The organism is Paenibacillus aceti (genome assembly GCF_003614185.1).
Taxonomy (GTDB): Bacteria; Bacillota; Bacilli; order Paenibacillales; family Paenibacillaceae; genus Fontibacillus; species Fontibacillus aceti.
Genome location: NZ_KZ987724.1, coordinates 2481437 through 2496988 on the forward strand (window position 1 = coordinate 2481437; position 15552 = coordinate 2496988).

14 protein-coding genes are annotated in these 15552 nt (G+C 48.9%); 5 read left to right on the forward strand and 9 right to left on the reverse strand.

Annotated elements, in window-relative coordinates; translation table 11 throughout:
- Positions 1-48: 48 nt before the first annotated feature.
- From BFJ94_RS11190 to BFJ94_RS11230, 9 genes are all read right to left on the reverse strand, one after another.
- Positions 49-873 carry an alpha/beta hydrolase gene (locus BFJ94_RS11190; protein ID WP_120465195.1) on the reverse strand — a complete coding sequence of 275 codons (825 nt, stop codon included), beginning with the start codon at positions 871-873 and terminating at the stop codon, positions 49-51.
- A 107-nt stretch (positions 874-980) separates the two neighbouring features.
- Positions 981-1799 (reverse strand): NAD(+) synthase, encoded by an 819-nt coding sequence (nadE, locus tag BFJ94_RS11195; protein WP_120462748.1) that lies wholly within the window; start codon positions 1797-1799, stop codon positions 981-983.
- 47 nt (positions 1800-1846) lie between these two features.
- Positions 1847-3346: a nicotinate phosphoribosyltransferase gene (locus BFJ94_RS11200; RefSeq protein WP_120462749.1), complete on the reverse strand. Its 1500-nt coding sequence runs from the start codon at positions 3344-3346 to the stop codon at positions 1847-1849.
- A 17-nt stretch (positions 3347-3363) separates the two neighbouring features.
- A complete protein-coding gene (locus BFJ94_RS11205; RefSeq protein WP_120462750.1) occupies positions 3364-3924 on the reverse strand; it encodes a cysteine hydrolase family protein in 561 nt (186 codons plus the stop codon).
- Positions 3925-3956: 32 nt separating this feature from the next.
- The gene (locus tag BFJ94_RS11210; protein ID WP_120462751.1) at positions 3957-4742 is read right to left on the reverse strand and encodes an NUDIX hydrolase; all 786 of its coding nucleotides are present in this window, start codon (positions 4740-4742) and stop codon (positions 3957-3959) included.
- Between the two features lie 215 nt (positions 4743-4957).
- The gene (locus BFJ94_RS11215) at positions 4958-7198 is read right to left on the reverse strand and encodes a helix-turn-helix transcriptional regulator (RefSeq protein ID WP_120462752.1); all 2241 of its coding nucleotides are present in this window, start codon (positions 7196-7198) and stop codon (positions 4958-4960) included.
- Positions 7199-7311: 113 nt separating this feature from the next.
- Positions 7312-8943 (reverse strand): extracellular solute-binding protein, encoded by a 1632-nt coding sequence (locus tag BFJ94_RS11220; RefSeq protein WP_120462753.1) that lies wholly within the window; start codon positions 8941-8943, stop codon positions 7312-7314.
- A gap of 56 nt (positions 8944-8999) precedes the next feature.
- Positions 9000-9908, reverse strand: coding sequence for a carbohydrate ABC transporter permease (locus tag BFJ94_RS11225; RefSeq protein WP_120462754.1), 909 nt, complete (start codon positions 9906-9908; stop codon positions 9000-9002).
- A gap of 11 nt (positions 9909-9919) precedes the next feature.
- On the reverse strand, positions 9920-10852 hold the full coding sequence (locus BFJ94_RS11230) for an ABC transporter permease (RefSeq protein WP_120462755.1): 933 nt from the start codon (positions 10850-10852) through the stop codon (positions 9920-9922).
- Between the two features lie 305 nt (positions 10853-11157).
- Between BFJ94_RS11230 and BFJ94_RS11235 the strand changes: the two genes are divergently transcribed.
- The 5 genes from BFJ94_RS11235 (at position 11158) to BFJ94_RS11255 (ending at position 15542) form a co-directional block, all read left to right on the forward strand.
- Positions 11158-11505 carry a DUF2294 domain-containing protein gene (locus BFJ94_RS11235; protein ID WP_120462756.1) on the forward strand — a complete coding sequence of 116 codons (348 nt, stop codon included), beginning with the start codon at positions 11158-11160 and terminating at the stop codon, positions 11503-11505.
- Positions 11506-11736: 231 nt separating this feature from the next.
- A complete protein-coding gene (locus BFJ94_RS11240) occupies positions 11737-12816 on the forward strand; it encodes an ABC transporter substrate-binding protein (protein WP_120462757.1) in 1080 nt (359 codons plus the stop codon).
- Positions 12817-12846: 30 nt separating this feature from the next.
- Positions 12847-13785 carry a nucleoside hydrolase gene (locus BFJ94_RS11245; RefSeq protein ID WP_120462758.1) on the forward strand — a complete coding sequence of 313 codons (939 nt, stop codon included), beginning with the start codon at positions 12847-12849 and terminating at the stop codon, positions 13783-13785.
- Positions 13786-13927: 142 nt separating this feature from the next.
- Positions 13928-14749, forward strand: a complete 822-nt coding sequence (locus BFJ94_RS11250; RefSeq protein ID WP_120462759.1) for an ABC transporter permease — start codon at positions 13928-13930, stop codon at positions 14747-14749.
- A 4-nt stretch (positions 14750-14753) separates the two neighbouring features.
- Positions 14754-15542 (forward strand): ABC transporter permease, encoded by a 789-nt coding sequence (locus tag BFJ94_RS11255; protein WP_120462760.1) that lies wholly within the window; start codon positions 14754-14756, stop codon positions 15540-15542.
- The last annotated feature ends 10 nt before the right edge of the window (positions 15543-15552 follow it).

Sequence of the window (15552 nt, forward strand, 5' to 3'; positions counted from 1 at the left end):
TGCAAATGGCCTCGGGCAGCTCTTCTTATTAGATTGAACAACAAGGAATCAAGCTTCAAACAGACAGTTCAACCATTGAATACAAAGATCCATCCAGGTTGCTACGTGAGGATTGATCTGTTCTTCATTTGTGGCTGTGAGCTTGGTCGCCAGCGATAGTCCATGCGGACCTTCTGGATAGATGTGCAGTTCAAACGGAATTCCCTGCCTGCGCATAGCTTGGGCAAATAACAGGCTATTCTCCACGGGAACTAATTGATCCTCGAATGTATGCCAAATGAATGCAGGCGGAGTTTTCTCATTCACCTGTTCCTCTAACGACATCTCCGCCAGCAATGATGCCTCCGGTTCCGCGCCTAACAGATTATTAAAAGAATCCCGATGCGCATGCTCTCCGCTTGAGATCACCGGGTAACTCAGAATCAACGCATCAGGTCGGTTCGTTTCAGCTTGATCATCATATCCGTCCTGCAGGAACGGTTTATCCCAATGGACTCCCAGGCTTGCGGCCACATGTCCCCCTGCAGAAAATCCGCAAACCGCAATCTTATCTTTTACAATATTCCATTCCTCTGCATGCTCCCGAATCAGTCGGATCGACCGCGACACATCTAATAACGGCTGTGGATGCTTCCGCGGCGCAACGCTGTAATGCAGGACAAAGGCGTGGAATCCCGCGGCATTGAACTCCAGGGCGATAGGTTCAGCTTCGCGCTCGGAGGTATACCCGTACCCACCGCCAGGACAGATCAGAACCGCTCCCCTTTTTTGCTCACCCTTTAAAATATAGGTCTCTATCTTAGGTGTAAAACCGTCCTCCAATTGGCCAGTATATGTATCCTGATCCCATACTTCAACGATTCTCTCCATCATCTTGTCCTCTCCTCTATGCTGTATATCCTTCATACCATACTGCCATTATACTGCAAATCCCCCTTATGATAGCATAAAAAAAGCCCTTTACAGGGCTTGATGCAGATCTATTTCCACCATTCATCATAAGGAGCGACGGGCATCTGGCGTTTATGCTCGCTACGCAAATAGCGCTCCTCGATGCTAGCCTGGGTCCCGGCATCGATCGATTGACCGGTCAGATAGGCATCCAGATCTGAATAGGTAATCCCGAGCTCAGCCTCGTCCGATTGCTGTGGCTTATCATCGAGCAGATCAGCGGTAGGCACTTTCAAATACAAGCGTTCAGGCGCACCTAGCTCTTGGAGCAGCTCACGCCCCTGGCTCTTAGTGAGACCAGCCAGCGGTACGATATCCGCTCCGCCGTCACCAAATTTCGTATAGAAGCCGGTTACCGCCTCGGCCGCATGATCCGTACCAATCACAAGACAGCTCGTCTCCCCGCCTATCGCATATTGAACCATCATCCGCATACGCGCCTTGGCATTGCCCTTGTTGAAGTCAGACATCACGTGACCGATGGACTCTTTAACCTGCTCGGCAAAAGCGAGAACCGGCTCCTGAATATTAACGACCAGTGAATGATCCGCTCGAATAAAAGCGAGCGCTTCGGCCGCATCCGCTTCATCCTGCTGGGTTCCGTAGGGCAAACGGACTGCATAGAAGGTCGCTTCATAGCCCTCTGCCCGCAGTTCCTCGACCGCAAGCTGGGCCAGCCGACCAGCCAGCGTGGAATCCTGGCCTCCGCTGATACCGAGCACAAAGCCCTTGGTTCTTGTCTTGCGGCAGTAGGCCTTCAGGAAATCAACCCGCTGCCGGATCTCCTCTTTAGCCTGGATCGTCGGCTTTACATGCAATGCCTTAATGACTTGTTGTTGGATACTCATTTGATAGCTCCTCTCTTATTTATGCAAAAATGCAGCTTCACTACTACCTAAGCCTGGCCTCTTTGGCTGACCTGCTGCTTGATGTCGGCGATCAACCGCATTTTATTATCCCAGCACGCCTGGCTCAAGTCTACAGGATACTCGGCCGGATTCAGCATCCGCTTGTATTCATCCCATAGCAGCTCCAGATTCTGAGCTGTAAATTGCTGAATCTCCGCTAGCTCCGGCAGCTTATAAACCAATTTGCCTGCTTCGAAGATTGTCCGATGCAGCTCGCGCGCTTCGAAATTAGTGACGAACTTGGCGACATGCGTGTGCACCGGATGAAACATCTTCAGTGGGTCCTCCTGCTGCGGATTCTCATGCTCCAGTGTGACATAGTCGCCTTCCGATTTCTGATTGCCTGTATTGATGATGCGGAACACTTTCTTACGTCCAGGTGTCGTCACTTTCTCCGGATTCGAGCTGATCTTGATCGTATCCTGCATCTGGCCGTTCTCATCCTCGATGGCGATCAATTTATATACTGCGCCCAGAGCAGGCTGGTCATAAGCCGTGATCAGCTTGGTTCCCACGCCCCATACGTCGATCTTCGCCCCCTGTGCCTTCAGGTTCATAATTGTATGCTCATCAAGATCATTGGTCGCGTAAATTTTAGCCTGCTTGAAGCCGGCTGCGTCGAGCATCTTGCGCGCTTCCTTCGACAGATAGGCCAGGTCTCCGCTATCGAGGCGAATGCCGAGGAAGTTGATCTTCGGGCCTAGCTCCTTGGCGACCTGAATCGCCGTAGGTACTCCTGATCTCAGCGTGTCATAAGTATCCACCAGGAACACGCAATCCTTATGGGCTGCCGCATATTTGTGAAAAGCGGTATATTCATCGCGATAAGCCTGAACCATCGCATGGGCATGGGTACCTACCGTCGGAATGCCGAATAGCTTGCCCGCTCTGACGTTCGAGGTCGCTTCAAAGCCGCCGATATAAGCAGCTCTTGCCCCCCAGATCGCAGCGTCCAGTTCCTGCGCCCGGCGGGTTCCGAATTCCATGCTGAGCTCATCGCCGATCACCTGCTTGATCCGCGACGCCTTCGTGGCAATCAAGGTCTGGAAATTGACCATGTTCAGCAGTGCCGTCTCAATTAACTGAGCTTCGCCGAGCGGAGCCTCGATCTGCATCAGCGGTTCATTGGCGAAGACAAGCTCTCCTTCCTGCATCGAGCGAACGGTTCCAGTGAAGCGCAGCTGTTCCAAGTAGGCCAGGAACTCCTCGCCATACCCGTCTTCCCGTAAAAAATCGAGATCGCTCTTCGTAAAGCGAAATTCATTGAGATAGCGGACCACCCGCTCCAGCCCGGCAAACACGGCATAGCCATTCTGAAATGGAATTTTGCGAAAATAGACCTCAAATACGGCTTTACGCTCATGAATTTGATCCTGCCAATAAGCTTGAGTCATATTGATTTGATATTTATCGGTATGGAGAGTATGGCTGTCATCCGCATATGCGGCTGGCGGCAACAGTACCTCTGCTTCACGGCTATGTTTCATGGCTTGTTCCTCCCGTTCTACTGAATATCCGCTCCTAATGATCCTTTGAAATGACGCAGCGCCCAGACATGCCCTTCCTGATCGAAGCTGGCTACAGCCGCTTCATGGATCACGATATGGAAGCCTCGATTGTAAGCATCCACCGCCGTATGCAGCACGCAAATATCCGTGCATACCCCAACCAGATGAAGCTCGGTTATTTCTCGAGCACGGAGCTGGATTTCAAGATCCGTCCCCGCGAACGCGCTGTATCTCGTCTTATCCATCCAATACACATGTTCAGATGCCTTGTGCTGCTGATAGACCGCCTCCAATGCGCCATACAGCTCACGTCCCTTTGTACCCTCGAGATTATGCGGCGGGAACAGTTTGGTCTCGGGATGCAGCTGATCCCCCTGTCTATGAAGATCAATCGCGAACACAACATAATCATTATTGCCAATAAACTGTTTGGTAATGTCGACCATCGCCCGCTCAATCGCCTGTCCAGGCTTACCGCAGGTCAGCGCCCCATCATCAGCCACGAAATCATTCGTGTAATCAATATTGATTAATGCTCTTTTCTTCACATCTGTCATCCTGAAAACCTCCCTGATTTTAGCTTCGTAATTTACTTTCTAACATGGTAAAGCGAATGATTCACATCGGCCGTCGTTTCAACGAAGTGGTACAATTGCGTCGGCTTCTTGGAGGTACGGGTCGTCTTCTTGCCGGGAACCTCTTGAATGAATGGCAAGGATTTGATTTTGCGGGCAAAGGATGCATCGAGTGCAATCGCTGAATCATCGGTAACAGTAAGCAGCACCGCTTGTAGCTCAGAGTATGTGAACTCTTCGGGCAGGAACTCCTTCGCCGCCGTCGTCTCCAGCAATTTGCGACGGATCACATCGATCGCATCGCGGATAATCTGTTCATGGTCAAAGGCCAGCTCCAGCTTCAGCACCTCCTCCACCGGGAACAGCTCGACTTCACTGGCATCATCCCCGCTCTGACGCTGCTTCAGAAGATGCTCCGGTACGATGGCATAATGTGCGTTAGAGATGATCCAGCCTCGCGGATCACGCCCCGGTGTGTCATACACGCCATAATGCTCCAGATGAATGCTATCTACTCCGGTCTCTTCCTTCAACTCCCGGGCAGCCGACTGGAACGCCGTCTCATCCGGATTCACGAAGCCACCGGGCAACGCCCACTTGCCTGCTTCCATATTCGGGCGACCCTCGCTATCCGTCATGCTCCGCTTGATGAGCATAATATACAGCTTCATAACCGGGGGCTTGAACGGTTCGGACTGACCCGACAGAATCGTAAACACCGCGATATCAGACGTATAACCATCCGGCGTCCGGTACTTCTTGACATCATATTGCTCTAGTGCCTGTTCATTAGATCCCACACAGCGGCCTCCTTCTTCTTAACATTTAACATATTGTTAATTGTAATTATACTGACCTTGTTCGCTAAAGTCAACCATATTTATGCAATTTAGGCTCTCACGGCCATGAAAAAATCGCCAGGCAGAACTCCCCCCTGACGATTTTCCCGAAAATAAGTGTATTTCTGCAACTAACGTATAACTTAATCCCCGGATTGTATGGATGATTCATCCTTTCACATCGCAATATCCACATATTCATCGGGCTTGATACCTTCGTATCGGATAAAGGCACGTTTGAAGGAATAGACATTCTCGTAGCCCACACGATGGGCGATATCATCGATGCCGCATTTCCGTTCTCGCAGCAGCTCCTTAGCTCTCTCCATACGGAGCCGACATAAGTAATCATAGAAATTGATTCCGGTCACCTCCTTGAAGATTTTCGATACCTTGGAGACCGACATTTGGTATATTTCAGCAAGCTGCTTCAACGAGACGTCGGCGCTGGTGTAATTCTCGTTGACATATTGCAGCAGCTGGCTGCCGGTTTCAATCGTCATCATCGAATTCGAGTACCGATTGCGTTCGCAGATCAGGGTTACAACTTCATACATATAGCTCCACATCTCCCCGGCATCCGCCCCTTCCGCTTTAGCAGCGAATTGCTTCACGTAAATGCCGGTATCCAGATTCAACTCATGCAGCACCCGCAGTATCGTCTCCATCAGTAAGGAGACCAGCCGGATTGTACTCGCCTCCGACAAGCAGCGCTTTCCGTTCTCCGCACTGATTTCATGCAGGATTTGTATCGATGTATCCAGGTTCCCGATCTTCAGGTTATTGATCAGCTGCACTTCCCAATCTGTCGGATAGTAATATTCCACGATGGTCTGAACGGCTTCCTCCTGCAAGTCGGGCAGATGGTCACGCGAGAACAAAATATACTGTAGACTTTCATTGGCCGCATAATACGATTTACTGATGCCGACTAATCCCTTCTCAACTGTCCCGGACAAGACATAAGGATGAAAATCGCAGGCCTGCTCGATTTCCTCTGTGATACTAAGCACGATTTGCTCCATGATCCCCTCCTGCCCAAAGACATCTTCCGAGGATAAAATCAGCGCCTTATCCGCATGAGTCACTTCGAATAGCTCATAATCCAGCCCATAGCGCTCCATCACCTTCTCGACAATCACTAACGTCATCATTTCGATTTTGCGGATTTGGCAGAAATCCGAAACGTCGCGGAGGGCATGGAAGCTGATCAGCACTGTACAGTAATACATCTCATCGGTATAGCCGATGCCCATTTTCTTCAATCCATTCATCTGCTGCTCATCCGTAAAATATCCTTTGAGCAGCCGTTGGAACAAGTTCGATTTGGCGGCCTTTTCGTAGTCCTGCATCGATCGCTGCAGCTTCTCATTTTCAAGCAGCAGCCGATCAAAGGATTGCTCAATGTAATTGTATTCGGAGCCGGAGCTGAGACTGCTCTTGACGTCATCATAACGGAGCGCGGCGGAAAGCTTGTTCAGCAAGGCCCCTAACGGGCGATAGCTGATCTTGGCCAGCAAGAAAGCCGTTAGCGCGCCAACCGCGGCGGAGATGAGTATCGCCAACAGCGAACTGAACAGATTGTTGATACCGATCACACTGTTATCGAGATAAGAAATTTTATATTTCAGATCACTCTCTAGCGAAGGCACCACAAGCTCATAGCTGTGCTGTCCCCCCTGCTCCCCTCCGCTTAGCCCAGCCTGGGTCTGCCTGTAGATCGCCTGTCCTTGCGTCGTTATTAAAATATCCGTGGACTCAATACTACCGAACCGATGCATATAATCCTCGAAGTAAGCGCTATCAATAAATAATACAAGCACTCCGCGCGGCTGATTCACCACCTCCAGGCTTTGAAAGACCGGAATGACATGCTTGCTGTTCCCCCATAGCCTCATTGTTTCCGGCGGCAGCACCTTGAAATACTGTTGATCGAGCATGGCGCTCTCAAGCTGTTGCCTCGTCTCATTATCGAATACCGCAACGTTAGAAAAAAAGTCATCCTCCGTAAAGGCTCCCCAGGAGGTAAAAACCTGTCCTTTCTCCGGGAACACAATCATGCCAAAGGAGAGGATATTCAAAGAGTTAATGGAATTCTCGAAGTTTCGGCGAATCTCTAGCATTTTCAGAAAATCAAATTCATTCTCATACACATCTGTATTCTGCATCATTTTCCGCACCCAAGACTCTTCGCTCAGCCGTTTGCCTAATTTTTTGAGCTCCTGTAATTTATCATCGACGACGACCGCAATCCGATTGGCATCCGAGATATGCTTGTCATGCAGCCGCTGCCTCTCCTCCATAATGTTCCGCTGTACATTCAAGCTGCTGAACACAATGATGGGAATGATCAGGATCACGGTATAAGATAAAAATATCTTTCGAAACGTGACACTTCCAAAGCTTCCATGCCGCAAAAGCTGTCCCCTCCTCCAGTTATTGATCACTCGTATCATGTAGCAGAAGGAGGAAAATGGCGAACTCCCCTTAATGACCGGAGAGAACGCCTATTTTCCCAATAGTATAATCGTTATTCGATGCTATTATATCTATCAAGCAACTGCTGGTCGATCTCCATCAATTGGTCCAGTCCCAGCTTCTTCAGCTCGGAAATATAATCATCCCAATCATCGAGTGATTTCTGACCCAGGGCCAGCTTGGTGGCCAGCTCTTCCGAATAGGTTCTGAGATTCGTTAAGATCTTCGTCTTGTTCTCAAGCTGCTGATCATCTGGAATCGCCAGGTAGTTAGCGTTCATGTTGACGAAATACGGCTTGTATTTCAGCATTTTCAGCTCATGATCCGCTTTCCCCTTGGACACGCCAGACAGCTCGAATTCCAGATTGGCGAATTGGACGCGAGGGAATACCGTATCTCCGAACAGCGGACGCCCGGTAACCTGGCCCGATTTAGCCAATTCTTCGTCCGATCCGTTGTTGATATATACTTTCGCCCCATTCTCATCTCTTTTGTAGGTCTGCCCCTCGATCCCCCAATATAGCAGGTCAGCATATTCCTCAGAGTAGATCATATCGAAAAAGCGAATAGCTGCTTCTACATCCTTGCATTCTTTGGTGATCGCATATTTCTGCCAGACCAGAAATGGCGGTTCCAATTGTGCGGCCGGGGTAATATGGTCAGCGGCTTGAAGCGGCATCAACGGGAGGAAGTCCCCGCCACCATTGATCGTCGGCTCCAGATAAGTCTCCAGATTGTAGTCGCTGATGGATGCAACCTGGTTTTCAGATATTTTCTGCTGCTTCTGCTCCCCGGTTGCCCCGATCAGGCTTGTATCGAGCACGCCTTCCTTGACAAGCTGCTGCAGATAGCGGAAGTAATCCTTGATGCCTTCTTGATACCAGGGGGATACGACTGTTTTATTCTCTACATCTACTGCCGTAATATCAGTCCCCAGTCCGAACCATTGAGCGATAGCTCCTTCAAATTTACTAGTATCATAGATGAGAACCTCGTCCTGCTTGCCATTGCCGTTGGCATCCTGCTCTCTCAGCGCCTTTAATGTATCCAAATATTCCTGGGCATTGGTCGGAACCGGGAGATTCAGCTTATCCAGCCAATCTTTGCGGATCAGCATGCTTAAGGCCACTGGTGCGGGATCCTTATCCTGATAGGTTTTTTTGTGCAGATCGCTGAACCAGTACATTTTGCCATCAGGGGAGGTCGTCGTTTTTTTGGCATAAGGGAATTCTTGATCATACATCTTCTTAATATTGCCGTTGCTGTATTGCTCAATCAATGGATTCAAATCCAGCAGCACGCCCTGCTTCGCCAGATTCAGAACCGTCGTGTTATCCAGCGCTGAAATATTCACAATGTCGGGAAGAGAGGAGCCTGAAGCCATTCGGGTCTGAATGACCACATTATATTGCTCGTTCGGCACCAGCTCATACTCCAGCTCCAGCCCAGCTTCCTGAATCATTTTATCGACTTCTGTCCATACCGGATATTTCTCTCTCTCCTCGAACTTAATGTACTTATTGGAGCCGGTTGGCCCAAGCAATTTCAGCTTGCTGACGGTCTTCTCCTCCGCCGAAGAACTGCCTTCTTCTTTTTTTACCTCGCCGCCACCACAGGCCGTGATGGTCCCAAACACAAGAACTGCCGCCATCAGAGACATCAATGATCTTTTCCAACGTTTCATATTTTTGATTCCCCCTAGAAATATTAATAACGCAAGAAATCGCTTACATATTCATGCTACTCTTTTAAGGAACCAAGCAGCGCTCCCTTGATAAAATACTTTTGGAAAAACGGGTACGTAAATATAACCGGTAAAGTCGTGAACACGATGATCGCATACTTCAATTGAATATTGGATAGCATGTTGGCCACTGCATTCTTGGCATCATCCAGCGACAGCATCTTCAAATCGACCGATTGCTGCACGACAACCCGATACAGATACATCTGCAGCGGATGAAGCTTCTCATTCGGCAAATACACCAGCGCATCAAACCAGCTGTTCCAGATACCGACAATTGAGTAAATAGCGATAACCGCCAGGATCGGTTTGGAAATCGGAATGATGATCTTGAACAGCAATTGCAGATGGGAAGCGCCGTCGATAAAGGCGGATTCCTTCAGCCCATCCGGAATGGTCGTGAAGAAGGTCCGCACCAGAATGATGTTCCAAATGCTGACCATGCCCGGGATAATGACCGCAAACATCGTATTGTACAATCCAAGCTTATTTACGAGCAGGTAAGAGGGAATAAGTCCGCCCCCGAAATACATGGGGATCAGCAGATACGCGACCACCCATTTTCGCCCCTTCAGATTTCGTACCGTTAACGGGTAAGCTCCTAATACAGCCATTAAGCAATTTAATAAGGTACCGGCACTGACATAAATCAGAGTGTTGGAGTAAGCCCACCACATTTTCACATCTTTGACAATAAGCTCATACGAGCCGAGGTTGAAGCCCTTCGGATACCAGAAGACATTCATGGCCGCTACTTCTTGCGGTGAACTGATAGACATGATGATGACAAAATAAAATGGGTACAATGTGATTAAGCAGATGATGAACGCGATCGTATAAAGGATAATGTCAACGACGATTGAGCCTTCTCTGATCTTGTTCGGATTTCTACGGATCGAGGCCATCGTACTCCTCCTTACCACAAGGCATAGTCTGAAAATTTACGGCTAAGCGTGTTAGCGATATACAGCAGTGTAAAGTTAATTAATGATATGAATAATCCAACCGCCGTCCCCATGCTGAAATTGCCGCCAAGCAAGCCATCGCGGTAGAGATAGGTGCCAATGACATCTGCTGTTTCATACACCATCGGATTGTATATCAACAGAATAAATTCACTGTTCGCCGAGAGCAGACTGCCAATCGCAAAAATAAGCAGGATAAAGATGGTCGGACGGATGGATGGCAGTGAAATATGAAGCATTTGCTTGAAGCGATTCGCTCCATCCATTTTGGCTGCTTCGTACAAATTCGGGTCGACTGAGGACATGGCTGCCAAGTACAAAATACTGCTCCAGCCAAATGACTTCCATATGCTCGTGATCGTATAAATCGCCGGAAAGTAGGCCGGCTCGGTATTTAAAGCAATTGGCGTTCCGCCGAACATCTGGATGATGACATTAATAATCCCGTCCACATTAATGAAGGACAAGACCATACCAGCCACGACAACGTTGGAAATAAAATGCGGTAGATAGCTGGCTGTCTGCACGAACTTTTTGAAGACGCCATTCTTCAGTTCATTCAACAATAAAGAGAAGATTATAGGCACCCAAAAACCGAACACAAGATAATAGAAACTAAGCAGAAACGTATTACGTATCAATCTTCCGAAATAAGGTCCATTAAAAAAATTGATAAAATGCTTGAGTCCTACCCAGTTCGTATCTGCAAATGATAAGAAAGGTTTTCCCGGGTAATAATCCTGGAAAGCGATTACAATTCCATACATCGGAATATAGCTGAAAATAAAGAGATGTACTAGAACGGGAAGCATTATCAGGTAAAGCTGAACATTGTCACGGATGTGAAATGATCGACGCTTTCCCGGTTGACTGATAGCTCTCATGATCTTCCCCTTTCGTTGAAGCGATTGCGGTTAGTATTGGGCCCGTTCCGCACTTTCAATATAGTCACGCCCTGATTTGAAAGGCAAGCAACATAATTTTCTCGGGCTCGCAATATTTTCACAGGTAAGCTCCCATTGTCTGTAAAGTTCGTAAATTAACTGAATTTCACAGCTATAAAAAGTGGAAAATCGATAATATTCACTCAAAATCCGAACAATAAGCTTGCAAACTCGTCGTTTTTTATGTATTATAATTCTTGCGTGAACTCCTCATCACCAAAATCATTTAAAGTTTGAGGTGACTCATGGTTCATACTGATTCCAATGAATTTAAGCAGAAGCTGAGCCAGGTATATAATGAGGTGTCCAAGGAATTGTTCGGCTTCGGTACTTCATTATTGAAGACCAGCGTACATCCTGAAGGAATCGTATTATATGCCAGACATCGTCGTTCTCCCCGCTCCACTGCTCTGGAAGGCGAGATTCCGGCTTTGAAATATGAGGTCGACTTTTATATGTCGATGATTTACAAGAAGAAGCTAAAATCCCGGCTTGAGGATGAGCTTGGACTTCAGATCGAAGTGCTGCTCCGGGATTATGATCCTGCCACGCAGTGGGCTGTCACGAACATCCTTTTAAAGGATGAAGTTTAAAAAGACCGCTTTTGATCACGCAATATAAGTAGACTAAACTAGCGGCGCTTTCCTTCTGATTACATCTTAAGGATTGTCCGCACCCGATCCAAAAAGCAGATGCGGTTATTCTTTGTTTACAATGAATAAGTGCTCTAGTTAGAGATTTTCTTCTACCTAGAGTGCTTTTCTTTTTTTCAATGCAAAATAGATTTATCAAAAACACTGAAAAAAACATTACAGGAGTGAATTATGGTGAAAAAAACATGGATTAAAGGCCTTCTCGCTTGTAGTCTTGCCACGGTTGTACTGGCTGGATGCGGAAGCAATAACAGTGACGGAAAGAGCGCGGAGGGAAATAATTCGGGAGGCAAACAACAGAAGCTGGTCATCTCCACCTGGGGCTTCGCAGAAGACTTCTATAATAAAGAGGTCTATGAACCGTTTGAAAAAGCACATAATGTCAAGATCGTACTGGAAACTGGCAATAACGCGGATCGTCTGAGCAAAATCATGCAAGGCAGCTCCGATGTCGATGTCATCTATCTGTCTGACTACTATGCACAGCAGGGCATTGAAGCCGGCGTCTTCGAAAAGATCGACCGCAGTCATTTCAAGAACCTGGACCATATTTATGATATCGCCAAGGCGCCTAACGGCGAGGACTACGGTCCCGCTTATACGGTTGGACAGCTCGGCATCGCTTATGATCCGCAAGCGACCGGAACGACCATCGAATCCTGGAGCGACCTGTGGAAGCCTGAGCTAAAGGGCAAGCTGACGATGCCAAGCATCACCTCGACCAGCGGTCCGATGATGGTGGATGCCGCATCCAAAATCTCGGGAAGCGCAGACTTTAATGAGGATAAAGCATTCGAACAATTGACCGCGCTGAACCCGAGCGTCGTGAAATATTATAGTAAAACCTCTGAATTCGTGAACATGTTCACCCAAGGTGAAGCAGCAGCCGGGCCGATCATGCAAATGTATCTGAGCGATCTGCAGAAGGCGGTGCCTGGCATTGAATTCGTTACGCCTAAGGAAGGCGCCTATGCCATCATCAATACGCTTAATGTGGTGAAAGGAAGCAGGAACAAACAGCTGGCGGAAGAGTTTATCGATTGGCAGCTCAGCCAAGAGGTGCAAGAGAAAGCAGCTAAAGCCAAGGTGGATTCCCCGGCGAACAAAGATGTAAAACTGACAGATGAAGAAGCCGTCGGCGTTACTTATGGAGCAGATGTCGTTGAGAATCTGCAGACGCTGGACATGGCGTTTGTGAACAGCCATCTGAAGGCTTGGACAGACCGTTTCAATCGTGAGGTTACTCGTTAATTAGTGTTATTTAGTGAAAGGGGAGTTAACGTGAGGAAAGCCATATTAGATGTAGATACAGGCGTCGATGATGCGCTGGGCATCATGCTGGCGATCCGCAGCGGTGAGCTCGATGTACTCGGAATTACGACGGTTAACGGCAATGTATCGCTGGAGACAGCTACGAATAATACCTGCAAAATACTCGATTTGATCCACGCCGATCCTGCTATTGCCGTATATCCGGGAGCAGCGCAACCGCTGCTGCGTCACCCCGTGTTCGAGCACCGGATTCATGGGCAGGACGGGCTCGGCGGAGCCTTGGCTAATATGCAGCCCGTAGACCGCGTCAAATCCGACGAGTTCGGTCCTGACTTTATGATTGAACAGGCCAGACGGTATCCGGGAGAAGTGACGCTGATCGCCACCGGGCCGCTGACCAATGTCGCACTGGCGCTGGCCAAACGCCCTTCGCTTGTCCATGAGCTGAAGGAGATCATCATCATGGGCGGCGCCGTGCAAACCTATGGCAATATCACGCCAGTGGCCGAATACAACATGTATGTTGATCCAGAGGCGGCGCGGCTTGTCCTGCAAGCTGGCTTCCCGAGGCTGACCATGATCGGCCTCGACGTGACCCGCCATGCGCTGCTGACGAGCGAGCATATCGATGCGATCGGCCCATCGGAAATTGCCGATAACGTCCGTCAGAGCACATCGGATTACATGCAGCGCTACTTCGAGCGTAACGGCGTGCAGGCCTGCGCCATGCATGATCCGCTCGCCGTCGCCACCGCCATCTGGCCTGAGCTGGTCGAGACCGCGCAGCACTATGTCGATGTCGAGACCCGAAGCGAGCTATGTGACGGACAGACGGTATGCGATTTTCAAAACCGCCTTCAACGCGAGCCTAATGTAAGTGTCGGCCTGAAGGTGGACTCGAAGCAGTTTATCAACCGATTTATCACCGTCCTGCGCGACACAGATTAAAGGGTAACCGACTCTTTTTGAAAATTGCAATTAATTAAAAGGATATGAATTCAAGATTCGATGTCGAGTTACTTCTTGACTTGACTTCGTGATCAAAAGTGAACTTTTTTGAACTACCTCTAAAAACAGGAGATTGCCATTCATGAAAAAGCGATACTTATACCTGCTCCTTGCACCGGGTTTTCTATTCCTGACATTGTTCATGATCATCCCGCTGCTCCTGACGGTCGGCTCGACTGTATTCCGGGACGGCGGCTTCTCGATCGGGATTTACACGCAATTTTTCAAAGATGCGTATTTCCTTGATATTCTCGGCACGACCCTGCTCGTCAGTGTGATGACTACCCTGCTGTGCATTTTCATCGGTTTTCCGGTCGCTTATTATTTATCCAAGCAGCCGCCACGTAGAAAGGGGATTATGCTTGCACTAGCCATATTCCCGTTATTAACTAGCTCGGTCGTCCGCTCCTTCAGCTGGATGATCATACTCGGCAAGAACGGCCTGGTCAACAATCTGCTGACCTCCTTCGGTCTCGTTAAGGAACCGATCAGCATTCTATATACGCCTACAGCTATGATTATCGGGCTTGTACACCTGTTCCTGCCTTTGATCCTGATTACGCTGGTCGGCGTGATGGAGTCCATCGATCATGATTTGGTGCAGGCAGCGCAAAGCCTGGGCGCTTCCAAGCTGACTGCGTTCCGTAAGATCATCTTCCCGCTCAGCATACCGGGACTGATCGTCGGCAGTATCCTGGTCTTCGTCGGCAGCCTGACCGCCTATACAACACCAGCTCTGCTGGGTGGCAAGAAGCGTGTCGTGGCTACATTCCTGTATCAGAATGCCATTACGCTGAACGATTGGCAGGCGGCATCGGCCATCGCGACCATCATGATGATCATTACCTTTATCGTCATTGGACTGATGAATAAAGCTGCGGCCAAATTCAAACCGAAGGAGTAGAGCCATGAAGAACAAAAATCCTGGGCTTGCCCTGTTTACCTTTCTCGTCTATGTATTCCTGCTCGGGCCGCTCGTGATTATCGCAGTGACCTCCTTTGAGCCTGGAACCGTGCTAAAATTTCCGCCGACTGGCTTTTCGTTGCGCTGGTATAAAAATATTTTTGAAGTCGATATGTTCATGAGCACGTTCAAAACTTCGATTCTCGTCTCGCTGCTGGGCAATCTGATCGCCATTCTGCTCGGCATCCCTGCGGCTTACGCGCTCAATCGCGCATCCTTCAAGGGCAAGGAGACACTGAACGCGCTATTCCTGTCTCCCCTGTTGATTCCGGGGATCGTGCTTGGTTTTACTTTGCTGAAATACGTCGTGATCACATTCCATATTCCGGTTTATGCGGCGCTATTAATCGGACATACCGTCATTATGCTGCCATTTATTATTCGTGTCATCGGGTCCAGCCTGGCTGGCTTCGATTTCGCTATCGAGGAAGCGGCGCTCAGTCTCGGCTCCAGCCGCCTGTCCACCTTCTTCAAGGTCGTGCTGCCCAATATCAAATCCGGCATTATCGCCTCAGTGCTGCTGGCCTTCCTGGAGTCGTTCAATAACGTGGACATTTCATTATTTATGACCGGCCCTGGCGTTAGTACGCTGCCGATTCAAATGCTGACTTATGTGGAGAATTATTTTGACCCGACCATCGCGGCCATCTCCGTGCTGTTGATGCTGATTACGGCAGGCTTTATGTTCTTGATCGAGAGACTGCTCGGACTCACCTACTTCACTAAACAATAAATGGAGGCAT